Source organism: Sulfurospirillum deleyianum DSM 6946, from assembly GCF_000024885.1.
Lineage (GTDB): Bacteria > Campylobacterota > Campylobacteria > Campylobacterales > Sulfurospirillaceae > Sulfurospirillum > Sulfurospirillum deleyianum.
In genome coordinates, this window is sequence record NC_013512.1 from 988942 (window position 1) to 1014772 (window position 25831).

The window sequence follows — 25831 nt, forward strand, 5'->3', positions numbered from 1 at the left end:
AAAAGTAGCTTTTAAACGCAGCGTATTTTTGAACAAAATTATCCACATAGTCATCTTCAAATTGTTCCTCTTCAACTTGGTAAAAGAAGATAGCCGTTAAAGTTTGATTGATATTGACTCCTAGGAGTTCTCCAAACGTTGAAAATCCAGCTACCGATAGCTCTTTAAACGTCATAAGACGCCCCAACTCTTGCGTGTTACACAAACGTCTTAAGATACAATCATTAAAAATAGCGCCGATGGCTTTAGGTTTTTTACGACTAAATGCCTCATAATCATGATGCGTTGTTTGAACAAAATCTGTCTTTTCGAGTAACAAAAGCTCTTCACCCGCTTCAATATCACAATAAAAATGAATTGTATCGTTTGGTATATCCACCGATGCTACAGAGCGCACATAAATTTCTCCATCAATTTCAATACCAAAGGTGTAATTTGCCAATTTTGCATTAAGTTCAGATGCACTGCATTTAAAATGTTCCATCAACGCAGAAACAGCACTCATACCCACATGACTTTTCTTATCCAAAAAAGCGTTGATCGTTCGAGCGAGAGGATTGGCGGAGAGAACGGTAAAAGAGGTAGAGGTTTTTCTAAAATTTTGGCTCTTAAAAACACCAAAACGGTACTGTGGTGCTAGTTTGATAAATGTAACGACGGCATGATGACGAAGGGTTTGTTTGCCATCGTAAATATAGGTATTTTGAAAGTCAAGTTTACCTCCTGCACTACCACCAATAAGTAAACACGGAAATTTAGCGACATTGTAAACGGCTTCCATAAAAAAGCTTTCACTAGAACTTAAGCCATCAATGAGCGTATAGCCTAGCGTATCATCAGGGCGCATTTTAAAAGGAAGCGTAATCTTTTTAATCTCCTCGCCAATCATAGCAACCCGCTCTTGCGCAGTTTTACTGCTTGTTGCGATATCTTCACTGCGAAGAGAAATAGACGCTACAAAGACATCGCTAATCATTTCTGGTGCAAAAAGCATTAACACGATGTTGTCACCTTCACCTACGGAAGCTTCTGAGTAGAGCGAAGGAAGAGGGTGTTGCACCATACTGCACAGCTCTCCAGCCGTGGTAGAAAGAATTAAGGTACAGTCCTTCGGTAAGGCTTCTTTGAGCTTTTGAGCTATGGTAGTAAAAGGAAGCGCAGAAGAGATAAATCCCAAAACAATTTTAGGCAGAAATGGTAGATTGGCACACGTGGTTGTGAGTGTACTTTCTTGAAATTTAAGCGTTGCTATAGGCAAACGTACGGATGAAGAAGATGTAAAAGATGAATCTGTTTTTGTGCGTAAAAAATCAAACATGATAGCTTCCTTCTATGAGCATTATAAGATTCATCCTAACTTAGGAAATGTAAAGATGTACTTAAAAAAAAGCATCGTGTTTGAGAATAATTTATACATGCACAACTTATACACATAGCTTGAGAAAAAACAACTTCATTAATTATTGAAAACTAAAATTTTCAAAATTACATAGTTATAATTAATACTTTATTTTATATAGTACACATATAACCTTAAATTTAATATTGATTGACTAAAAATTGATTTAAGATGATTAAGGCAGATTGTTTTGCCTTAATCATTTACCTTACACTAAGCCCCTCATCCATATATTGAATAATCGGATAAATAAAGAACTCAATAATTCTTCGTTTACCTACTTTAATTTCAGTAGTTACATTCATACCAGGCTCTAGTCGTTTTTCCTTTCCTTCAACCATCAATGAATCTGTTGTTGGAATAACTTTAATCTCATAGATCAGCCCTTGCTTTTCATCTTCGATGGCATCATTACCAATGCTATCTACCACTCCTTCTATAAGACCGTATTTTTGAAAAGTAAAGGTATCGATCTTAATAGCAGCGCTCATCTGCTTTGTGATAAAGCCTATATCTTGATTGAGTACGGTTGCTTTAATGATAAGCGGTGCATCATCAGGCACGAGAGAAATAAGCTTTTCAGCAGGCGTTACAACCCCTCCTTCGGTATTAACCATTAGTTTTCCAATGTAACCACTAAGAGGCGCTTTAATCTGCTGTTGCCTGTTTTGAAAAGCGATGGCGTTAACTTCTGATTCGAGGGTTCTAAGCTCTTTTTTCTTCTCAAGCAATTGGTTAAACCATGTAGAGATACTCTGTTCCACATAAACTTTTTCTTCTTGTTCCACCTCTTTAAGATGCTGTTTGCTTTCGTGTTCTTTATGACGTGCCATATGAAGCTGTTCACGAAAATTATGAGCATTTTTTTGTACTTCTTCATACTCATTTCGAGCGATGATATCCAGTACTTTTTCCATTCTTTGAAGCCTTGTTTGCTCTTTGTGTAAAAGACCTTCTAGTCTTTGAACATCCGATTTAGAACTGTTGTATTGTGCTCTTGCTTGCGACTTTTTCATAGCGTATTGTGATTTGGAAGCACTGAGCGAATCACGTTGATGGCTATGTAAATCTTTCTGCTCTCTTAAAAGGGCTTGATCAAGGTGCTCAAACTTACTCCACTTTGGTTTTCGATTTTCCACTAATGCGCTTAAGCGTTCATTCTCTAACGTATGGACTATCAAATCTTTCTCTTTAGAAGCAAGGCTGGTTTGAGTGACACTTGGATCAATTTGCATCAACACTTGGTCTTTCTCTACATGTTCACCCTCTTTGACCAATATCTTAGAGATAACTCCTGTTTCAATAGGCTGAAGGACTTTGATCTCACCGCTTGGAACGACCTTACCACGAGCACTGACTACAATGTCTATTTTTGCAAAGCTTAGCCACATAATTCCAAAGAAAATCACTCCAAAAATAATCCATAAAATGCTACGACCTAAAGGATTAAGCGGTCTATCTTCAATTTCAACCAATAGAGGCTGAAACTCATGCACGTCATTATGCTGTTCTTTCTTTTTCATGCCCTCTCCTGCTGTGTGGTTAAGAAGTGATAGTACCCTTTAAGTGCCATCAGTTCATTATGGCTCCCTCGCTCTACAATCACCCCTTTATCCATGACGATAATCTCATCACAATCCCGTACGGTACTAAGCCTATGAGCTACAATAAACATCGTTCTTCCCTCTTTGATAGCTTTAAGGTTATCTTGAATAATCTTCTCTGACTCATAATCAAGGGCGGAGGTTGCTTCATCAAAGATAAGGACTTTTGGATCGCCAAGAAGTGCCCTTGCGATAGCGATACGTTGTCTCTGACCACCAGAGAGCGATGAACCACGTTCTCCTACAAAGGTGTCATACCCTTCAGGAAGCTCTGAGATAAATTCATGCGCACCTGCTATTTTAGAAACGGTGATAATGCGCTCCATGGAAGATCCTGGAACTGCAAAGGCTATATTTTCTTTAATGGATCCACTAAAGAGGTAATTCTCTTGTAACACAACGCCAATGTTATGGCGAAGCCATGAGGGATTCATGTGCCTGATATCCACGCCATCGATGTAAACCGCTCCTTCATGAGGCAAATACAGGCGTTGTAAAAGCTTCGTGAGTGTACTTTTACCACTTCCACTACGCCCTACCACACCAATGCTTTTTCCTGGACTTACATGTAAAGAGAGTTGCTTTAAAATAAGGGGTCCATCGGGTGCATAACGAAAGGCTATTTTGTCAAAGTTAACCTCCCCTTGCACCTTTGGAAGCGTGATGGCTTTGTCATTCATCTGCTCTGTGGGTGTGTTTAAGATATCACCTAGTCTATCGACCGATAAAAGAGCTTGTTGAAACTCATTCCAAAGTCCAACAAGGCGCATAATAGGAGCACTAAACTGCCCTGAGAACATCTGAAAAGCAATCAATTGTCCTACACTGAGCTTCCCTTCTATCACAAGCCCTACACCAAAGTAAAGAATGCTAAGCGTCATGAGCTTTTGCAAAGCACCACTCACGCCTGAGAGAATGTTTGAAAGATGCGCTAGGTTAAAGCCAGCATTGACATAAGAGCCTAAGTACTCTTCCCACTTCTTTTGCATACTGCCTTCAATCGCTAAGGCTTTGACCGTTTGCATTCCTGTGACTGACTCAACAAGGTAAGCATTGGATTGCGCGCCCATTTGAAACTTCGCTTCAAGGCGTTTACGAAGATTGGGTGTAATGAAAATGTAAAGTATAGCGATAATGGCGATAAATCCTAAAGAAATAAACGATAGCTGCACGCTATAGATCATCATCATAATGACAAAGACCACGGAAAAAAGCATATCTAAAAGTACGGTGACAGATTTATTGGCGATAAACTCTCTGATTTGGTCCAACTCTCGCACACGCGCGATGATATTTCCCACTTTTCGCTTCTCAAAGTACACCAAAGGCAAAGAAATAAGATGGCGAAAGAGCCTTGCTCCAAGCCTCGCATCAATTTTTGAGGTGGTATGCACAAAAACGTAATTGCGCACGATGCTAAGGAGAAACTCAAAGAGTATCACCGCTCCAAAGGCGATGGCGATGACATTGAGCGTGCTGATACTGTGATGTACCAGTACTTTATCAAGTACCACTTGGGTAAATAGAGGTGTGACCAGTCCAAAGAGTTGCATCACAAACGAAGCTAAGAGTATTTCCCCTACGATGCGTTTATAGTGTAAAAGTTGATTGTAAAACCATGCAAAACCAAATTTGATCTGATCAGTCATGATTTTATGCTTGAGGATAATGATTTTAGGTTGCATTGAGGCTGTAAAGTCTGTAAAACTAAGTAAATAAGGCTCTTTTTTACCCTCTTCAAAAGCCAACATCTGCTCCTTTTCACCATCGATTTTTAAGATCGTGATATAGCCAGCATCTCTTTTTCGTGCGATACATGGCAGAGGATATTTTTCCATTTGAATAGGAGTCAGCGATTTAAGCTTTGTTTTAAAACCTTGTTCTTTGGCGATTCTGGCTAATACCTCAATGGAGGGCTCATTAGCATCAAGAGCATATTTTCTGGCAATTGCAGTGGAGTCAATCGCAATGCGATTAAGCTGTCCCACCACTTCAAGTGCGACTAATGCGCTACGCATTCATACTCCTTTTTGGCAAAGAGAATCTCTTTGGTTTGACTAAGACTTAACAGCTCCTCAGCTTCATGGGAAGCGATGGCTGCTTGATAGTATTGGATTTGAGCCTTAAGGCTGGAGAGTTTGTCTTTTTCCCCATTTTCATGCAGTGTTTCTATCATCTGAGAGACATTTTGGGAAGAAGCTTCGCTTTTTTTAGCACTCTTTAGCCTCTGTTCACGCTCACGTGCTTGTGCCTCTAAGAGGTATTGTTCTTTCTCATACATTCGCTTTGCTTCAACAAGACCTACTTTGGCTTGTTGAAGCTCTAAAAGTCGTGTCTCCACTGCTGCTTCCCTTGCAAAGCCATCAAAGATGACCCATGAAAAAGAGAGCCCTACTCTGTAGCCATTGCGTTCAACATCGTGCATGGAACGATTAAACTGATCTTCATCAGAGCCATAAAGATCGTATTTTCCATAGAGTGAAAAAACAGGCAAATAGCGTGTTTTTTCAGCTTGTAGTTGTGCCTCTTTTTGAGAGATGCTTGCATAGGCTTGTTTGGCACGGGAACTCTCTTCAAAGGTAATTTTAGAAGAAGAACTTACACCCAATGTTAAAGGTTCCAGCGTGGAAGTGGCATCAAGCTTCACTCCCGTAAGATAGGAGAGATGCGCTAGCATACTCTCTTTTTCTTCATGGATTTGAGCTGTTAATACCAACTGATCAGCGATATTCTGCGCATACGTAATCACTTCGGTTTGCGCCAGTTCTCCTGCCTCATTCAATCTTTTTGCCATGATGTAGGAGTCTTGATAGAGCTTTTGCATTTGTTGGTAATACGCTAATTTTGCCGTAGCGATACGTACTTTTACATAGGCTTCTAACAACGAATCTATCTGCTCTTTAAGGTTAACACACTCCCCTGCTTTAGAGCCTTTGATCTGCTCCTTAGCTGCTTTAACTCCAAGGTAGGTTGCGCCAAAGCGAAAGAGATCATAAGTTAAAGAGATGGTCGAGGAGTTTTGGTATTGAGAAGTTTGAGTTAGGCTATCACTTCCTACAGATGAAGGGGTATAACTATCATAAAACTTATGTGAATACTCAGAAGTTCCTCCAAGGGACAAAGTGGGTAAATACGCCGCTTCAGCGGTTCTTAGATTTTGCTGTGCAATTTTTGTTTGAAGGCGTTGTTGCTCAAGCTTTGGCGAACTTTTTTCCATGGCATCCAATAACATTTTAAAGGAAACACTCTGTTCAGCAAAGGTAAGAGTCGCAGAGAGAACTGCGACTCCTAAAAAGACTTTTACCATCATGCGTTATGCCATCCTGAACTTACAATTTGCATAAGCTCAGCATTGTTTCTAACGGTGTCATTAGAGCTTAATGAAATACCTTTTTCACTTGCATAGGCACTCATTTCTTGAATAATGAGACTTATATCATTGTTGCTAAGGTAGCTACCATTACTTAACTCCATACGTTCTATGGGGGCATTGGCGTTATAGGTATTGGCAACTTTAATCGTATCGTTTTGTCCGTATTGAATTAAAAGGTTTGTACCGCTAAGGATAAAGCTAATATCTTCTTTCGTAATCCCTTCAGCAAATTTGATTTCATCGACATCGCTGCTGTTCCAGCTTGCCCACTCATTAATCGTATCGTTACCGTCACCTTGATTAAAGAAGTAGGTATCGCTTCCGCTGCCACCTTCTAAAAAGTCATTGCCACTCCCTCCGCTAAGGAAGTCATCACCACCGTAGCTATAGATCCTATCATTACCGCCCATACCGTAGATATTATCCCCTAAAGCATCGATACCAAAGAGCCAATCACTGTTTGATGTTCCTTGTGTCATTGCCAAGGCGTTAATATCGCTTGTACCAAGGGTGGTCCCATCATTGAAAGTGACTTGTTCTAGGGTGTTTTGAGTGCTTGAAAACCAGTATTTAATGCGCACCGAATCAATATCATTTACTTTAAAGACCAAGTCGTAGCTATCTCTTAGGATTTGAAGGTTCTCTTTGGTGATACCTTCACCAAAGATGATGGTATCCGTATCGCTACTGCCATAGACTGAAGTATCAACGATGGTATCATTTCCATCACCGATATTAAAGAGGTAGGTATCACTTCCGTAAGAGCCATTGATTTGATCATCTCCTGTACCACCAGATAAAGTGTCATTGCCATTCCCAGCATACAGCGTATCATTACCACTGCCGCCACTTATGGTGTCATCACCGTTTTCACCAAAGAGGATATCAGCGCCAGTACCACCGATCAGGGTATCATTGCCATCTCCTGCGTAGATTTGATCATTGCCGTTATCGCCGTAAATGATGTCGTCACCATTGTTTCCTTGTAGGTTATCAGCACCATTTCCACCGACAATCAGATCATTTTCTTTTCCTCCACTAATATAATCATTTCCTCCAGATCCAAGTAAAATATCGTCTCCTGCATGACCTATGAGCCAATTATAATTATCATCTCCACTGACAAGGTGGTCTTTTGAATCAAATGCTATATAGCCTCCATACTTTATCTCATTAATGACATCTCGTGTGAGATTAATATCTCCATCTGCCATTACAAGTTTTTGTACACCTGCATTGACATCAACAAAGTAGTTTTTCAAGGTGATGGTATGGTTATTTAAAGCGGTAATGACTAAATCTTCTCCACTTCGCATAAAGTTCAAATCTTCTTTTGAAAGAGTATCCATCACCAAAATATCATCTCCAGTGCTTTCATCGATAACTAAATCTTCTCCTTCATAGATATAGCCTTGTATCTCGAAGTTGAGAGTTTGCGTCACAACTCCTCCATTGCCATCATCTATACTTATGATTGCACTATCACTTCCATTGTAAGAACCCTCTGCTTTATAACTCCAATTTCCTTCTTCATCAATGCTAACAACACCATGATTTGCTTGGGTTGTTACGGTGTAGTTTAGGGTATCGCCGTCGATATCGGTAGCTTCTACTTCTCCTTGTGCTACTCTTATGTTTTTAAGCGTGTAGTTTAAGGTATCCTCTGTTAATTCTGGTGCATCATTGATAGGGGTGATGTTGAGATTTAGTGTTTGGATAGAACTTAGACCATACTCATTGGTTACTTTAATGGTTACTGTATCTAAGCCATTATAGTTTGCCAATGGGCTATACACATATGAACCATCAGTATCTAAGCTAAAGCTTCCATTACCACTTGCTTCAACTATCTCATAGCTTAATTCTCCACCTATTGGGTTGTTTACATGTAAAGAGTTAATAAGAGTGGTATCTTCATCCAAAGCTACACTTGTGGTCTCTAAGGTTGGGGCTGAAACACTAAGGTCGAAGTTTAAGGTTTGCTCTACCACACCGCCGTTGCCATCATCTATGCTTACAACTGCACTATCAATCCCTATAAACTTATCTGTAGCACTATAGGTGAAACTTCCCTCCTCATTGAAGATAAGTTCTCCATGGAGTGGAGCTGTTTTTAGGGTGTAGTTTAGGGTATCTCCGTCTGGGTCTGTGACAGTGAACGTTTGAGTTATGGAGCGAGTATCTTGGAGAGTGAGTTCTTCAGTCTCATTATCTAAGATTGGAGCCTGGTTGAGGATCACGACATCTTCCACTAAAATACTACTTCCATCCTCAAACGCGATACTTTCAATACGACCTGTCTCACTAAAAGCATCTTTGATAGTTATCCTATCACTAAATTTTTCGAAGCTTTTTCCATTTTCTTTAATACCAAGGACAATATCATTGCCTACTTTTTTGACAATAATATCATTCTGAGTCAAACCATTTGTAAGAAGGATTTGATCATTTCCTCCATTGGTTTGCCACCATTCGTTTCCACCAACTTCAGCAATGATATCTTTGCCGTCCCCTCTTCCAAAGACATACACATCATCACCAAGTCCACCATTGAGTGTGTCATTGCCGGATCCACCTTCTAAAATGTCATTACCATTGGATGTTGTAATGACATCATCACCACTAAGTCCAGATACACTATGATTTAGGTTATCTTTAAAGATAACAGTATCATTACCTTGAGTGAATAAAAGCGCTTCAATAGCCGTAGCATTTAAGATGGTACCATCACTAAAGGTGAAGTTTTCGATACGAGTATTGCTCTCATAAAAATCTTTTATAGTGACTTGGTCTGTTGCACCTCTAAGTTGAATAATTAAATCTTTCCCAGAGTTGGAAACAACTAAATCGCTAGAACTAATCCCTGCTGCGAAGTAGAGTGTATCATTCCCTGCATCAACACTATACTCCGTTGTGACTGCTTGCCAACGACTGATACCATCATTTCCTATAACAAAGGCAAAGCTACTTTGTGACTCTGTTGCCACATCATGAATAACATCAGCCCCATCACCATAGCCAAATCCATACGTATCATTGCCTAATCCACCGTTGAGAACATCGTTACCGGCTTCTCCTACAAGGATATCATCTCCTGCATTTCCAAGAAGGGTATCGTCATCTTCTCTTCCGTATATTTCATCAGTTCCACTGCCACCAACGAGATAGTCGCTTTGAGGTGTACCAACTAATATGCCACCTTCTTCATACGCTTTGATTATTTCACCATTATTTGTAAGTGCCATTGTGAGTAACTCTTGGATAGAAGCTTCCGTTCCATCGCCAAAAGAGATGGTTTCAATACGATTGGCTTCATCATACCAATTGGTCAGCGTAATGGTGTTGCTAAGTGCTTCAAACGGTGTATCCCCCTCTTTGATTCCGATATACAGATTGGTGTCATTAAGATACGTTTTAAACACTAAGTTTGAGGCATCTATCCCTGTACCAAATACAATTTTATCGGCACTACCTCCATCACTGTGATCATTGGCTTCATCGATAATCGTATCGTGTCCAAAATTACCGTTAAAGAGATAAGTATCATTACCAGCTCCACCCAAGAGAAGGTCATCACCCTCTTCGCCATTAAGGACATCATCCCCACCACCTGCATCTAGGGCATCTGAGCCCGTTCCACCATTAAGTGTATCATTACTTTCATAGGTGCTAATGATGTCATCGCCACCTCGTGCGTTAATAATATTATCTACGCCTTCGAGTCCGTTGTAAACATCATCATTTTGCGTACCTAAATGATCGATGATGTCTGCAACACTCCATACAGTACCATCATAAAACTCAAAGGATTCAATACGATTGCCTTCATCGTACCATCCTTGAAGTGTTACACTAGCATCAGGAAATTGATCAGAAGATAAAATGAGATCGTGGGTTCCTTGTTGCCATGTCAATTTAAGATTGGTTGGAGAGATCGAAGCATCAAAATAGAGCGTATCGTTTCCTGAACTATCAAGGGCAATATCATTGCCTTTGAAGGAAATATCATAATAATCATCTCCTTTTCCTCCCATAAGTGTATCATTGCCACTGCCACCTACAAGAGCATCATTGCCTTCCAGTGTTTCAAGTGTTCCTCCCTCTTCGAGTGTCCTTGCATAGTCATCCCCATCACTGACCATAAATGCTAAGATATCATTAACACCCAACGTTGTGCCATCACTAAAACTGAAACTCTCGATGCGATTGTCGGCTTTATACCAATCTTGAAGTTTTAGCGTCGTTCCTTCAATCTCAACATAAAGATCATTGCCTTCAAAATAAACGTTAACATCATCAGCACTAATACCTTCGGCAAAAAGCAGCCTATCAACACCCGTGCTATCAAAGATAGTATCATTACCACTATTGGGTGTTACGATATAGGTATCATCGCCTTCTCCTCCATAGAGGATATCATCCCCCGCCCCTCCATCAAGGGTGTCATTGCCCTCTTGACCAAAGAGCAAATCATTGCCGCCATTTCCATTGATAACATCATCACTCTCAAGAGCCATGATAACTTCAGAAGTATCACTTCCCTCCATTGTATCCACATCGGGAGTTCCATAAAATACATGTCCACTTGCATCAATAGCGCTAAAAATCTCATCTAGCTCCATTGTTGTACCATCACTAAAGCTTAATCTTTCGATGCGTCCACTTTCATCAAACCAATTAGAAATAGCAATACTATCTTGAAGTTCATCATAGGTTTTACCTTCTTCTTTAATAGAAATGACAAGATTGTTACCCGAAGATTTTAAGATAAGATCTGCTTTAGTGATGCCTTCTTTAAAACCAATGGTATCAAATCCCCCCGTCTCCATAAATGTATCGTGACCATCGCCCCTGCCAAAAACATAGATATCATCACCCTCTCCTGCGCTAACGATGTCATCGCCACTGCGCCCTTCAAGTGTATTTTCGCCTTCTGTTCCGACAACCATTTCGCTTTCCGATGAACCAAGCAATCCTACAATTTCATGGTCACTAAGCCTTGTTCCATCACTAAAGACAAAAGACTCCACTCTTCCCGTGTTGTACCAATCAGTTAAGATAATCTGATCCTCTAAATTATCGCCATAACGAATAACAAGACTTGCTAACGTCGTATCAGAATCTAAGGAAATATAGTCTGCATAATTTTTCACATCTATATCGCCCATTGTTTCCATGAGAACACTAACTGAGATATTAGAAGTCGTAATGCCTTCTCCAAAGACAATGCTATCATAGCCTGACATATCATAGAGTCTATCGACACCATCACCTTTTTCAAAGACATAGGTATCAGAACTAAAACCAACCGAAGCAATCATATCGCTCCCCTCGCCCGCAGTGATGTGGTTAGTGCCATGACTACTCACACCTGAGGCTTTAGCATATCCCACAGGTCCCTCATTGTAATAATTGCCGTTTATAACAAGAATATCATCCTCATTGGTTAAGCTAATCGTATTATTTCCATTGCCATCGACATTTAACAATGCTCCATTTCCATCGACGGTGATATTATTCATGCCTCCGTTAAAGTCGAGAGAATGAGTCGCATCATTTATCTGTTTGTTGGAAATTTCAATCGTATTGTTGCCGCCATCAAAATACGCATCATCCAGAGAACTTTCAATCACAGTGATGTGATTATCACCACTGCCAAGTTCTAAAGAAACTTCTTGCCCATTTTGAACAGTAATGTCATTATTTCCATTGCCCAATCCAATATAACTAGAGCCACTATAACCACTAAAGGTATCACTGCCAGTGATAATAGTTTGATCTGTATCAGAAAACATACTAACATTATTGTTTCCAGCACCAACATCAATCATATTGTTTCCTGTAATCATCTCCTCCCCGCCGTAATAATAGACACTATCGTTACTATCACCCAAAGAGACTTGATTTGATCCTTCCCCTAGATTGATATAGGTTGAATTATTGCTAAGAGCTACTATAGGTTCTTCATCTCCATAATAATAAGCCCTAGGTGATTCTGTACTATTATCTTCCTCATCATCATCACCGTATTGTAATTGAGTAATCGTATTGTTACCATCACCGACGTTAATCGTGACACTATCAAGGTCTGAGGTAAATTCGATACTATTTTCACCATCACCTACACTTATCTGTTCATAACCATCGCCACTAAGAACAGAAATAGTGTTGTTTCCATTTCCTGCTTCAATGGAAGTGCGACTTGAAGTACGTTTATAGTTATAGGACTCATCCTCTTGTGCAACAGTAATGGTATTATCACCATTGCCAACAGATATCTGGTGGTCTTGTGCTTTTCCACTGAGATTCACTTTATTATCCCCATCCCCTAACACAACATTTACTTGGTCACCATAAGAAGAACCTGCTGATACTGAAGCACGTGCTGACATGACACCTCTTGATACATCATCCCCTTCATCTCTATCTGTATCTTCTGTATGTAGCTGAGTAATTGTGTTATCCCCATCACCAATGTCAAGCGTGACATTATCAAGGTCTGAGGTAAATTCGATACTATTCTCACCATCACCTAAACTTATTTCTTCATAGCCATCACCACTGAGAACAGAAATAGTATTGTTTCCATCTCCTCCTTCTATAAATGTTGATCTATACCAAGAGCTATTACGGTAATAATTATAAGATTCTGGTTCTTGTGCTATCATGATGGTATTATCACCGTTCCCTATGGTAATTTGGTGGTCTTGTGCTTTTCCACTCAGTCTTATTTCATTATCACCATCCCCTGTTGTTACCTTAAATGGTTCATCACCGTAAAAATACCCCTCGTCATCATCTGGCGTATCGTCTTGATAAATAGTATTGTTGCCATCACCCACAGTAAGTGAGACTTTATCAACATCCCCTGAGATTATAAACGAATTCTCACCATCGCCACTTTCTATTTGTACTCCACCGTCACCGGAATTTAGCAAAAAAGTATTATTGCCATCGCCAAAATTTCCACTGATGTTATTGCCCATAGAAGAAGAGCCCCCTAGGTCATTCACAGCAAATTGGTTATCACCCTCTCCTGCTGAAACCCATATATTCCCAAGATTGGTCGATGCGTCTATCTCATTATTACCATTGCCGACCGTGATATATTCAGCATTGGTAATTGTGTTGTTGCCATCGCCTAAAATAAGCCTGTCGTATCCTTCTTTTGCATCGATGATAATGCCAGTATCTGCGGTGACTTCGGGATTGATAGCTTGAAGATAGGCAAGGTCAATCGTATCATCATTTTCCGTTCCATTATACTGAAGGATAAGCGACCGTGGGTCTATCTTTGTTCCATCTTCAAAGCTTAGCCACTCGATGCCATAGTCATTGCTTCCAACACTCTCTAGTATGAGTTTATCGCTAAGTTCTTCAAATATTTTGCCATCTTCTTTGAGTGCCACAATCATTCGCGTTCCAACGACTTGTACTACTATATCATCAAGACTAATGCCAGCTTTAAAAGCGATACTGTCATTATCCTTGGCAATGTCAATGATGGTATCAATGCCATCCCCTCTCCCAAAAAGATAGACATCATCGCCATCTCCACCCACTAGGGTATCGTTGCCCTCTTTTCCTTCGATGACATCATTTGCCTCCGTGTAGCGCAGATAGTCGCCATCGGCTGTTGCAGTTTGTAGATTTGTGATATCCTGAGCTCCCAATATCGCACCATCACTAAAGCTAAAAGTTTCAATGCGGTTATTAACATTAAACCAATCTTTAAGCACAATCTTATCGCTTAGTTCATCGAAGCTTTTTCCTTCTTCTTTTAAAGCGACAATAAGATCATTACTGTTTGTGGAAGCTTTAACAATAAGGTCATCTGACATGATGCCTTCTCCGAAGCTTAGGGTGTCATTGCCTGAAGTATCGATGATTGTATCTGTTCCACTGTTTTTTGAGTAAAGGTAAGTGTCAGTCCCTGCTCCACCTTGAAGAACGTCACTACCCATTCCACCTTCTAAAATATCATTACCTTCAGCACCTAAAAGTGTATCATCGCCTACGCCGCCTAAAAGTACATCGTCGCCTTTTTCTCCATAAAGCACATCATTACCTTCAGCGCCCAAAAGCGTATCATTGCCAGCCCCACCTTTAAGCGTATCATTTCCTAAACCACCATCAATGATGTCATTACCACCACTGGTTTGAACGACATCATCACCTCCTTGCATAGAAATGGTGACATCACTCGTAGTATCCATAAGATGGACAGTATCGGCATCTTCGGTTCCTTGAAGATTAACGATATCGTTAGTTGATAACGTTGTACCATCACTGAATGTGAAGCTTTCAACACGGTTATTGGTACTAAACCAATCTTTAAGAACGATCTTATCGGTAAGCTCACTGAAGCTTTTTCCCTCTTCTTTTAACGCAACAATGAGATCATTACTGTTTGCGGAAGCTTTAACAATGATATCAGCTGATGTGATGCCTTCTCCAAAGCTCAAGGTATCATTGCCCCCATCTTGTTGAATCACATAGCTAGGATACCAATAATAAGGGGTATATCGGGAATCATCATAGATAGTATCGCTTCCATCACCACGTTTAAAGATATAGGTATCATTTCCGGCTCCTCCTTGGAGGTTATCGGCACCTTTTCCTCCATTTAAAACATCATTGCCTGCTTCACCATACAAAACATCATTACCTTCATTGCCTAAAAGTGTATCGTTGCCTGCACCACTATTGATGGTATCATCACCCAATCCACCATCAATAGTATCACTACCACCACTGGTTTGCACGACATCATCACCTTCTTGCATGGAAAGAGTGATATCACTGGTACTATCAAGTAGATGCACGGTATCGGCATCTACAGTACCTTGAAGATTGACAATATCGTTGGTCGATAACGTTGTTCCATCACTAAATGTCAAGTTTTCAATACGATTATTAGTATTGAACCAATCTTTGAGAACGATCTTATCGCTCAATTCATCGAAGCTTTTTCCTTCTTCTTTTAAGGCAACAATAAGATCATTACTAGTGGCAGAGGCTTTAACGATAATATCATCTGTGGTAATGCCTTCTCCAAAGCTGAGTGTATCATTGCCCCCATTTCCTTGAATCGTATAATTGGTATTCCAATAATATGGAGCATAACGGTAGTCATCAGTAATAGTATCGCTTCCATCTCCACGGTTAAAGACATAGGTGTCATTTCCGGCTCCTCCTTGGAGGTTATCAGCGCCTAGTCCACCAGTTATCGTATCATTGCCTGCATCAGCATAGATAGTATCGGCATTGTCTGTACCTTTAATGGTGTCGTTATTGACCGTACCATAGACAAGCCCTTCTTGTAACATTTGAGTATAGATATCTTCTTCATTATAAGACGTTCCATCAGCAAACAAAAATGTTTTAATGCTACCACTTTGGCTATACCAATTTTGTAATGTAACCACATCACTTAGTTCATCAAAGCTTTTCCCCTCTTCTTGTAATGCGACGATAAGGTCATTGCCATTTTTCTTGAAGACTAAATCACTGGCGATGATTCCTGTACCAAAGCTAAGCACATTTTCACCACTGGTGTCGATGATGGTATCTTTACCATCGCCTTTTCCAAAGATGTAGGTGTCGTTCCCCTCACCGCCTTGGAGCATGTCATTATCACTTCCACCTTCTAGCGTATCGTTTCCTGCTTCGCCATAAAGGGCATCTGCACCAACTCCGCCTTTAAGGAGATCATTTCCAGCTCCGCCTTTTAAGGTATCATTACCATCTCCTCCATCTACGGTATCATTACCACCTAACGTTTGAGCGACATCATTACCAAGACCTAAAGAGAGTGTAACATCACTTGTACTGTCTAGTAAATGCACAGTATCGGCATTTTCAGTGCCTTGTAGATTAACAACATCATTGGCGGATAAAACTGTGCCATCATTAAAGGTAAAGGTATCTATGCGACTTGCATCGCTAAACCAGTTGGTTAGAGTGAGTTTATTGGAAAGCTCAGAAAAGCTTTTTCCCTCTTCTTTTAAAGCGATGACAAGATTATTGTTACTTGAGGAAGCTTGCACGATGATGTCATCGCTACTGATACCTTCACCAAACACTAAGCCTATATTATTGAGGCTTGACAACGTTAAAGAGCCAAAATTATCTTCAACTTTATACACTCGTTGCCCATCAATAACTTGTGTATTAAGAAGTCCATTAAGATTATACGTTCCCTCTTCAAGCTGTAATGTCTCAATAGCACCACTGCCAACACCATTTTTGATGGTAATTGAACCATTCACAACCGTTGCATCGTTCACATCGAGTATATCAATGATGACATCATTGCCACTCGTGCGGAAGTTTAGATCTGAGAGTACGATGCCCCTTAAGGAGAGAACATCCGTTGTAGCCCCTATATTGCCACTATCGATAATCGTATCGTATCCATCGCCGTAGTTATAGACATAGGTACTGTTACGTGCTGTACCGATGAGGGTGTCATTGCCTTTGCCTCCTTCTAAGATATCATGTCCGTAATTACTATCGGAAGTTGAACTGCCAGCGACAATATAGTCATTGCCATCTCCTCCACGTAAAACATCGTTATTGTCTCTACCGTAGATAACATCATCTCCCGCACCACCGTCGATGACATCTTTACCACTACTGCCATAAAGCGTATCGTTACCTTCTCCTCCATAGATGTAACCTGATCCTGAGATAGTATCGTTCCCACTACTCCCTTCTTGCACATCACCATACGTTCCCACCACTTCCCCCAAAGCGTTGATGCTATAATTAATGCCATTGGTACTCAATGCTGTTTTCAAGGTTGTGTCTAAAAGCAGTGTGTCATTAAAACCCTCTAAAGTATCTAACCCATAACGATAGACCATGGTGGAGAGCAGTAAGGTGGAAAGTGTGTCACTCGGTGTAGTGGTAAGTGTGGTTTGAAGATTGGTGATGAGTTCATCTTTACTTAAAGATTCACCGTACAGGGCATCACTGAGGAAGGCTATCATTTGGGAATATTGAAGCTCTTTATAGGCTTCATTCATCGCCACACTGGCTTCAGTTCCTATAACATCAGATGTCGTTACTCCATCGGCAACCATACTAAAGCTTTTTCCTGCAAAGGCTTCTAAGATGGCAACATCTCTGGCATAGGCATAGACTTCTTTGACATAAATGGCAGAAGCATTCGCATAGTTATGGTTTAAGATAGACTGTGTCCCTCTAGTGGCAGTGGCACTGATGGTATCAGCTCCACTCCAACGTGCTACCATATCTTTAAACGCACTACTAAAATTTGAAAAACTCATGGAAGAGGCATTGGTAAGAAGGTTGGTGACTTTGGCTTCTAGAACAGTGTCATCATTCATAGCATCTCTTAGGTCTTTGACTCTGCCACTGCCTTCGATGGTTGGAAGTGCCGCAACGCTTTCTTTGATGGGTGTGGTGTAGTCATAGGTGGTATCGGATTTGTTTTGGTAGAACCAGACATCATTGATGGTTTTTGTTTGTCCATCTTGGGTAAAGGTAGAGGTATCACTGATGGTATTGTAAGCTTCTGACGTAGAAGTTTCTGTAGCGTTTAGGTTAATGGAGGTGATGTTAAGTTCTTGAAGTGTTTTGAGTTCATCTGTTGTGCTAATGCCATCACTGTTGGAGTCTATCCAGACTTTAAGATGGGAGTAGATGCTGTCTTTACTATCTATGACATTATCTTTGTTAAGGTCGTATTGGCTTAGGGCTTCAAAGCCATCTTTGGCAGTGGTTCCATTGGAAAGTTTAGTGTTATTCCCAAAGAGTTCGCCTCCGTTGGTGACTTTACCATCATTGTTTAGATCTAGGGTTAAGAGTCCATCACTGCTTTCAGCCCATGATGTTCGCTCTTTAAAGCCATCACCGTCCATATCGAAGTAAGTCTTAGTTTGGGCTATGAAGGTAGAAGTGGTTCCATTTCCATTTAGGTCTAGGACGAGTGGGGAGGAGAAGTTCTCGTTATGGCCTTCACCTGCGGAGGTTTCGGGGAGGATGTCATCGGTGTTTGGATTTTCTTCATCTTCATCGTCTTTATCTTCAAGGTGGATGCCTAAAGAATCAGCACTTTTGGAGTAGTTATCTATGATTATGGTTCCAACTCCATTGGTAAAGGTGAGTGTTCCACCACTTAAGCTGTAACTTCCTCCATCACCTTCATAGGTTCCTGTATCTTTATTAAATGTTCCACCACTGAGCATATTGCCTTCAAAGCTGACACGTCCACTTCCATCACTATCAGAGATGGTATCGCCGTTGCCTGCTAGGTAGGTGTCGTAGTCGTCTCCTCCCATGAGGGTGTCTTGACCAATACCTCCATATAGGCTATCATCCCCTTCTCCACCTATGAGGGTATCATCTCCACTACCACCCCATAAGGTATCATCATCATTGCCACCATCTAACGTATCATTGCCACTTCCACCATGCAATTTATCATTACCGTCTTCTCCACTGAGATAATTTGTTGTTCCATCATCTATATGCGTTCCATCATCTGCATCCATAGCGAACATTTTATTACCTGCAAAAAGAACATCATCATCGTCTCCGCCATATACAATATCATTTCCTGCGCCACCTTCGATGATATCACTATCATTTCCACCATAAACAACATCATCTCCACCATAAGCCTTGATAGTATCGCTATCACTAAAGAGTGAAGAATTATTGCCTTGATTGGCTTTTTCATCACCATAGATTGTATCGTTACCGTCACTACCATAAATTTTATCTTTCCCTAGACCTCCTACGATATAATCTCCTGATGTATCGGCATGAGAAGTGGCACTATTAGCATATAAGGTATCATCATTTCCTCCACCATAGATGGTATCACTTCCACCTCTACCCTCTACATAGTCTTCTTCGCTGTATTCACTTGGATCGGATGAAGAATCACTATCAGCATAGATGACATCTTTACCTGCACTACCGTAAATTGTATCACTGCCATCACCGGCATAGACGGTATTGGTGGTGGATTCAGTTTCATTATCTACTTTGTTTCCGTCTAAATTGATATTAGTATAGATGGTGTCGTTACCCATGCCTGTTGTGATGGTGTCACTTCCTAAACCACCTTCCACATAGTTGTCGGCACGACTTTTTGCGGTGATGATATTGTCTTTATCGCTACCATAGAAAGTTAGTTGTCCGTAAGTTTTACCGTAAACTGGGGCGTATTCGTAGTTAGTATCAACAAAGACTGTACGGGAATAATTTCCTGGACTTTGTTCGTTAGTTTGTCCGATGCCGATACCTGTTTTTTGGTCGTAGTAGTAGCGACCTTCGTTGTCATCATTAATGACTTTATAAAGCATTGTTATTCTATCTTCTATATGATTATCCGAATAGGTGTTTAAATCTTTGATTTGAAAGTTTTCCAATCTTGAATCATTTTTAAATACATAGGGTTCTAGTTCAAACACGGCAAATTGTGCATCTTTGTTGCCTGCTTTCATCTCACTTTCAATCAAAGCTTGCGTGGTGTTTTTGGAGAGGTAGTTTAGTTGTAATGGAAAACCATCCGTATTATCAGAAAATACCATTTTTAAATCATTCGGATGCACAGGAAGATACTTTAATAGCTCCTCAAACTCACCGTTTTTTACTAAAATTTCCGAAGAGGATTTGTCAAATGTAAACATATTTTCTTTAAACGTAAAACTAAATGGATGAATTGAATGAGTAGATGTAAATTTAAAAGGCATATTGTTGTTGACATAATATGCCATACCCACATCATGATAATCCCAATAATCTCGTATTGCATACTCAAACTGTGAATTAGTCGTCATAGCCGTCATTCCACTGTTTATATCATACGTGAAAAAGACGTTTGAACCCAGATATTTATCGGCGATATCAGGTATCCAAGAGCCTACATAGTTCCCCGCAAAAAAACCGACTGCCGCCAAACCGACACCTACGGCAATTCCCGTGCCAAATGTACCTACTAACACTGCAACACCAACGGCACCTAAAGCCGCGACAATACCGTCGGCAATATCGTCGATGTTTTCATGGCTAGCAATTTCATTGGTAGTTAAGTCAATTGCAAAAGAAGTTCCATTACTGGTTAACGTATATGTTTTTTCGGCTATAGGAGCCAACTTAGAGGCTTTGGTAGCTGCTTCTAACATCATCCCAATCACAAGCCTTGTAAAATCAGCAATATTAACATTGCTTTCACCATCTAAAAGGGTACTGCCTGATTCTGAAAGTGAGCGTCGTACTGCTTCTTCAACTTGAGCTGCAAAGGTTTCATTGTAATTTACTCTCTCTACGTAAGGTTTAAGTTCATTTGCCATCGTTTATCCTTTGTGTTGTATTTGTATCTTTGGTGTATTTTTTGAAAACTTTGATGAGTTCGGTGTAGTCTTTTTGAATTTTCCACCTTGGGTCATTATCATTTTTCATTTGTTGCGTACCTCTCATGTCTCGCTCCATTAACTCTATCCATGTACTTTCTTGACCGAAATTTTGTCGTTTTTCGTTTGCACTTATACACTGATACTTTAATAAAATGTCAGCAACTTCTGGAAGATTATAGTTGTGAACAAATTTTGCTATGTTATCTCCCCAAGCATCTTTCTTATACACCGTCCCCCCACCAACATAGTTTTTAAGGTAAGTATTTTCTATGCTTTCAGGGCATGTACCGCCGTGTTCAAATAAAAAGTCAAGTACCTTAGTAGCGTTATTTTCTATAGCGTAAACCAGAGGTGTTTTAGTAAAGATGTCAGGCTTATGCAGTAGCTTTGTCGTGCACTGTTTTTCAAGGTAGGTAAGCGTATCTCTATCATCAAGAAAAGCACTGTAGTGAAACACTGTTCTATCGCCGATAAAGTTGCTATCACATAGACTTTTGTTAGCATCAAGAATTGTTTCAACTTTTAGGGTATCTTTGCTTGTCAGGGCTCGATAAAGTGGAATAAGTGTTGTATTTGTCTCTGATTTATTGATGGGATAAGTATGTTTTTTATCCACCATTGCCAAATGCTCCATATCACATTCTTTTGCATATTTGCGAAAGTAGAGATACACCTCTTTGTTTTTAAACTTATCGTTTAATTGTTTGACATCAATGACTGCTTTGATGGTGTTTGCGCCTTGTAAAGGTACTTTAAAAAGCTCTAATGCGACATTGGTTGTTTCCGATGTAATACGACCTGGGCTAAACCCGTGTTGGAGTCTGGAGTTATTGTCAATGACTATTTTTTTAAGCTCTTTTCCCCCTTGGTCAAAAAGCGTAACTTCAAACTGCGAGTGTTGAAACGTATAAGCTTCAAACATCGCTGAGTCAAAAAGCTTATCTTTTGAGTAAAAGCCAACTTCATAGCATCCATTGTGAAGGTTTTTTTCAAGAGTATATGTTTGATGCTCATTGAGTAAAATACCTTTTGAAACATCGAAATAACTTGATGAAAAAAAGAGTTTCACTCCAATGGTTATAAAAAACACAATGATAAATATAGCAAATGCTTTCTTTTTCACTTTTCTTCTCTCCTTTTTTTCTTTACATGTAAAGCTCGTTTTAGCTCATGCCACCTTGATTTCTTCCCCACGTTGTGCCCCTTTGTGTTGAATTTGTATCTTTACATGTAAAGAGGTTTTGTGTAGCAATTAAAGTAGCCTGTCCCTTTTTTCCCCGGCTATACCTGCAGCAGAAAAAGATCTGATCCAATCATCTATTTCGCCTCCACCACTTGAACTAATCAGGTTTGTCGTACCGTCAATAATAAGGGATTTTCCATTGGCGTAAACTTTAACGATTTTGGCTTCAGTATTTAAAAGCATCGAAGCAAATAAAACTGCATAATCTGCCAAGTTTGCATCACCACTCAAACCATCAGGAAAGAGTGTTTTTAGCTGATTCTCAATACTTTCCTTGACTGTTGGGTCATACCCTATTGTTACACCTGAACTACTGAATTCTGCTGTTGCCATGTTTTCTCCTTTTTTTATTGTTTAAATGGTGATGGCACTTTTTGCCATTCTAGTTTGAAGTCGTATTTTTCAAACAACTCAACTATTTTTTTCTGTTCCGCATCAGTTAAACCTCCATTGTCTTTATTTTGATAAATATATGAGTACAAACCATTTCTATTTTTTTGAACGATCATTTGAGCTTTGCTAGGATGGGTATCGACATCATAATTTTCTATATTATTTTGCAGTAGCAGTTCCGTCATCTCTAACAATGCATTTCCTGCCGTATATTGAAGGGGAGCTATGACCATAGTTTTTGGATAGTACTTTCCATAAATCCTGTGCTGCAAATAATTCTGCACAAATACCACCTCACTTACATCTACGCCACTTTCAATAAGTAGTTTTGCCGTTTTTGTCGCATTACCCTCTATCGCATACGCTAGAGCATTTTTACCTAGTTCATCTTTATGGTGAATATCTGCTCTCTTGTCGATAAGATATTTGGCTATCTCGGTATTGTTTTGAAATGAAGCATAATGCAATGGTCTTCGCTGAAATACCATGTCTGTATTGACAGTGATGTTGTTATCTGCTTCTATCATCTCTTTGACTGTCACTAAATCATGATTATCTAGTGCTTGTCTTAGTGGAATAAGTGTTTGATTGGTTTCATTGACATCAATGAGGTTTTGTAAAAGTCTCTCTTTTCTTTCTGCCTCTTTACGTTCTTGCGTATTAAAATGTTCAAGTTCTTGTATCGCTTTTTCTTGTGAAGCATCTGCAAAAAAATAAAGTTGGCTATCGATAGTTGCTAGCTGACTTTCTGGTTTATGAACCGTTATTTTTATTTTATGCTTGCCAGCTTGTATAACTTGTCCCAATGTGATGCTACTCCATGTTACTGGCTTAAAAAACACTCCACCTGACCAGCTACTGCTTACATGATAAAGTGCTTTGTTTTTATAAAGTTCTGATAAAGATGTTTTGTTGACAATTTCTGTTCTATCATGCTTCCCGTCTACATAATATTCAATCGTGTAATTACCATCAAAGTTCATTTCACTAAATTTACCATTTTTGACAGATAATCCAATTCTATATCTACCATTTTTAGTAGAAAACTCAAATTCTTGAACATCTCCTACCTTTCTCAACTCCGCTTCCACTAAAACAGAATATCCGTGACTATAGCGTTGATATACGCCATACATATTCAATAAAACAAAAATAACTCCAAAGTAAATTAATGTTTTTTTTATTTTCCCCATCTATGCAACCTCTCTTTAAATATTAAAATCTTTGCAGGGAAGAAGGGAAGGATAAAGCTTAAGGCTAAACTTTTAACTTTTGTAGCCTTTTCTGACTCTTTTCTGTCTTGATTTAACATCTTTCTCCTCTCCTCTTTTATCTTTACATGTAAGATATTTTTTAGCCTAAGCCACCCTATTTTCTTCACCACTTTATGCCCCTTTGTGTTGAATTTGTATCTTTACATGTAAAGCTTTTTGGATTGAAAAAATCTTACATGTAAAGAAGTTAAACGCACTACTAAAATTTGAGAAACTCATCGTAGAAGCATTGTTTAGAAGGTTAGTGACTTTTGCTTCTAGGACAGTGTCATTATTCATAGCATCTTGCAAGTCTTTGACTCTGCCACTGCCTTCGATGGTTGGAAGTGCCGCAACGCTTTCTTTGATGGGTGTGGTGTAGTCATAGGTGGTATCGGATTTGTTTTGGTAGAACCAGACGTCATTGATGGTTTTTGTTTGTCCATCTTGGGTAAAGGTAGAGGTATCACTGATGGTATTGTAAGCTTCTGACGTAGAAGTTTCTGTAGCATTGAGGTTGATGGAGGTGATGTTTAGTTCTTGAAGTGTTTTGAGTTCATCTGTTGTGCTAATGCCATCACTGTTGGAGTCTATCCAGACTTTAAGATGGGAATAGATGCTGTCTTTTGCGTCAATGACATTATCTTTGTTTAGATCGTATTGGCTTAGGGCTTCAAAGCCATCTTTGGCATTAACTCCATTGGCAAGTTTAGTGTTATTCCCAAAGAGTTCGCCTCCGTTGGTGACTTTACCATCATTGTTTAGATCTAGGGTTAAAAGTCCATCACTGCTTTCAGTCCATGATATTCGTTCTTTAAAGCCATCACCGTCCATATCGAAGTACGTATTGGTTTGGGCTATGAAGGTGGAAGTGGTTCCATTGCCGTTTAGGTCTAGGACAAGTGGGGAGGAGAAGTTCTCGTTGTGGCCTTCACCTGCGGAGGTTTCGGGGAGGATGTTATTGGTGTTTGGATTCTCTTCATCTTCATCGTCTTTATCTTCAAGGTGGATGCCTAAGGAGTCAGCGTCTTTGGAGTAGTTATCGATGGTTATCGTTCCAGCTCCATTGGTAAAGGTGAGTGTTCCTCCACTTAAGCTGTAACTTCCACCATCGCCTTCATAGACTCCTGTATCTTTATTGAATGTTCCACCACTGAGCATGTTGCCTTCAAAATTAACACGACCACTTCCGTCACTATCGCTTATAGTATCACCATTGCCTGCTAGGTAGGTGTCGTAGTCGTCCCCTCCCATGAGGGTGTCACTGCCTTCGCCTCCGTCTAGGGTGTCATTGCCACCGCCACCTATGAGAGTATCATTTCCTGATTCTCCTAACAAAGTATCTAACCCTGAACCTCCATTTAAGGTGTCATTATCTTCTCCACCATTTAGAGTGTCATCACCAGCATCTCCAAAAAGGTTATCATCACCTGTGCCACCCAATAGTGTATCTGTACCATCTCCGCCATCCAATGTGTCGTTACCTTCGGCACCTTCTATGGTATCGTTACCCAAACTACCATCGATGAAGTCATCACCTTCTCCACCATAGAGTTTTTCAGCCAAAGAGCCACCATAAATGTCATCTTTTCCGCCACCGCCATAGATAGCATCTGTTTTTGAATCACCTCTTAAAATATCATCATTGTTACTTCCGTAGATGGCGTCGTAATTGCCTTTACTTGCATCGGAGCTACTCCAGCCTGATGTGTTGCCGAAGAGGTAGTTGTAGAGTGAACCATCGACGTTATCAGCGTTAGAAGTAGGAATGTTTTGTCCCTCAAAGTCGCTTGGGTTCATGCCAATGATGTTGAGGGCTTTCCATACGTAATCTACGCAACTGTTAGTGAGACCATTATAGTAGGTGCTAAAATCAAAGGGGTTCCCGTTAAGATTGTCCTTATCTCCAAAATTTCTCAATCTATCGTATTGCTCTTTTTCAATAACTATGGTTCCTGTGTAGTACGTACCAGCATAAAATTCATCATCTGTCCTATAGACTTTCCCAGGGCCATCCATCTCTGTTATCACTGGAGCAAATCCAAAAGAACCTGTTGAAACACCATCTTCTGCCAATGAATACCACATGTGTCCTGTTAAAGAGTTATGAAGGTCTTCGGGATCAGTATAAGCTGTTCCACTTGCTGCTATTTTTACGGTTATTGTATACATT

Annotated in this window: 9 protein-coding genes and 1 pseudogene; all 10 read right to left on the reverse strand. The window is 39.9% G+C overall.

Annotation, left to right across the window (positions count from 1 at the left end; all coding sequences use genetic code 11):
• Positions 1-136: 136 nt before the first annotated feature.
• Positions 137-1318: pseudogene (locus SDEL_RS12420) on the reverse strand (FIST signal transduction protein); the annotation flags it as partial.
• Positions 1319-1602: 284 nt separating this feature from the next.
• Positions 1603-2922, reverse strand: coding sequence for an HlyD family type I secretion periplasmic adaptor subunit (locus tag SDEL_RS05025; RefSeq protein WP_012856772.1), 1320 nt, complete (start codon positions 2920-2922; stop codon positions 1603-1605).
• Positions 2919-5021 carry a peptidase domain-containing ABC transporter gene (locus SDEL_RS05030; RefSeq protein WP_012856773.1) on the reverse strand — a complete coding sequence of 701 codons (2103 nt, stop codon included), beginning with the start codon at positions 5019-5021 and terminating at the stop codon, positions 2919-2921. The genes SDEL_RS05025 and SDEL_RS05030 overlap by 4 nt, the downstream gene beginning before the upstream one ends.
• Positions 5006-6313 carry a TolC family protein gene (locus SDEL_RS11645; RefSeq protein WP_012856774.1) on the reverse strand — a complete coding sequence of 436 codons (1308 nt, stop codon included), beginning with the start codon at positions 6311-6313 and terminating at the stop codon, positions 5006-5008. Before SDEL_RS11645 ends, SDEL_RS05030 begins: the two co-directional genes overlap by 16 nt.
• Positions 6310-20706, reverse strand: a complete 14397-nt coding sequence (locus tag SDEL_RS12265) for a calcium-binding protein (protein ID WP_012856775.1) — start codon at positions 20704-20706, stop codon at positions 6310-6312. Before SDEL_RS12265 ends, SDEL_RS11645 begins: the two co-directional genes overlap by 4 nt.
• Positions 20696-21892, reverse strand: coding sequence for an ankyrin repeat domain-containing protein (locus SDEL_RS05045; RefSeq protein ID WP_012856776.1), 1197 nt, complete (start codon positions 21890-21892; stop codon positions 20696-20698). The genes SDEL_RS12265 and SDEL_RS05045 overlap by 11 nt, the downstream gene beginning before the upstream one ends.
• Before the next feature lie 129 nt (positions 21893-22021).
• A complete protein-coding gene (locus tag SDEL_RS05050; RefSeq protein ID WP_012856777.1) occupies positions 22022-22345 on the reverse strand; it encodes a hypothetical protein in 324 nt (107 codons plus the stop codon).
• 14 nt (positions 22346-22359) lie between these two features.
• Positions 22360-23598, reverse strand: coding sequence for an ankyrin repeat domain-containing protein (locus SDEL_RS05055; protein WP_012856778.1), 1239 nt, complete (start codon positions 23596-23598; stop codon positions 22360-22362).
• On the reverse strand, positions 23586-23717 hold the full coding sequence (locus SDEL_RS12375) for a hypothetical protein (protein WP_012856779.1): 132 nt from the start codon (positions 23715-23717) through the stop codon (positions 23586-23588). The genes SDEL_RS05055 and SDEL_RS12375 overlap by 13 nt, the downstream gene beginning before the upstream one ends.
• 73 nt (positions 23718-23790) lie before the next feature.
• A complete protein-coding gene (locus SDEL_RS11650; protein ID WP_012856780.1) occupies positions 23791-25830 on the reverse strand; it encodes a calcium-binding protein in 2040 nt (679 codons plus the stop codon).
• Between the last annotated feature and the right edge of the window lies 1 nt (position 25831).

Excerpts from the sequence above, each read along its gene's own strand:
- SDEL_RS05030 (WP_012856773.1), bottom strand. The coding sequence starts at position 5,021 with ATGCGTAGCGCATTAGTCGCACTTGAAGTGGTGGGACAGCTTAATCGC.
- SDEL_RS05025 (WP_012856772.1), bottom strand. The coding sequence starts at position 2,922 with ATGAAAAAGAAAGAACAGCATAATGACGTGCATGAGTTTCAGCCTCTA.
- SDEL_RS11650 (WP_012856780.1), bottom strand. The coding sequence starts at position 25,830 with ATGTATACAATAACCGTAAAAATAGCAGCAAGTGGAACAGCTTATACT.
- SDEL_RS12375 (WP_012856779.1), bottom strand. The coding sequence starts at position 23,717 with ATGTTAAATCAAGACAGAAAAGAGTCAGAAAAGGCTACAAAAGTTAAA.
- SDEL_RS05055 (WP_012856778.1), bottom strand. The coding sequence starts at position 23,598 with ATGGGGAAAATAAAAAAAACATTAATTTACTTTGGAGTTATTTTTGTT.
- SDEL_RS12265 (WP_012856775.1), bottom strand. The coding sequence starts at position 20,706 with ATGGCAAATGAACTTAAACCTTACGTAGAGAGAGTAAATTACAATGAA.
- SDEL_RS05050 (WP_012856777.1), bottom strand. The coding sequence starts at position 22,345 with ATGGCAACAGCAGAATTCAGTAGTTCAGGTGTAACAATAGGGTATGAC.
- SDEL_RS11645 (WP_012856774.1), bottom strand. The coding sequence starts at position 6,313 with ATGATGGTAAAAGTCTTTTTAGGAGTCGCAGTTCTCTCTGCGACTCTT.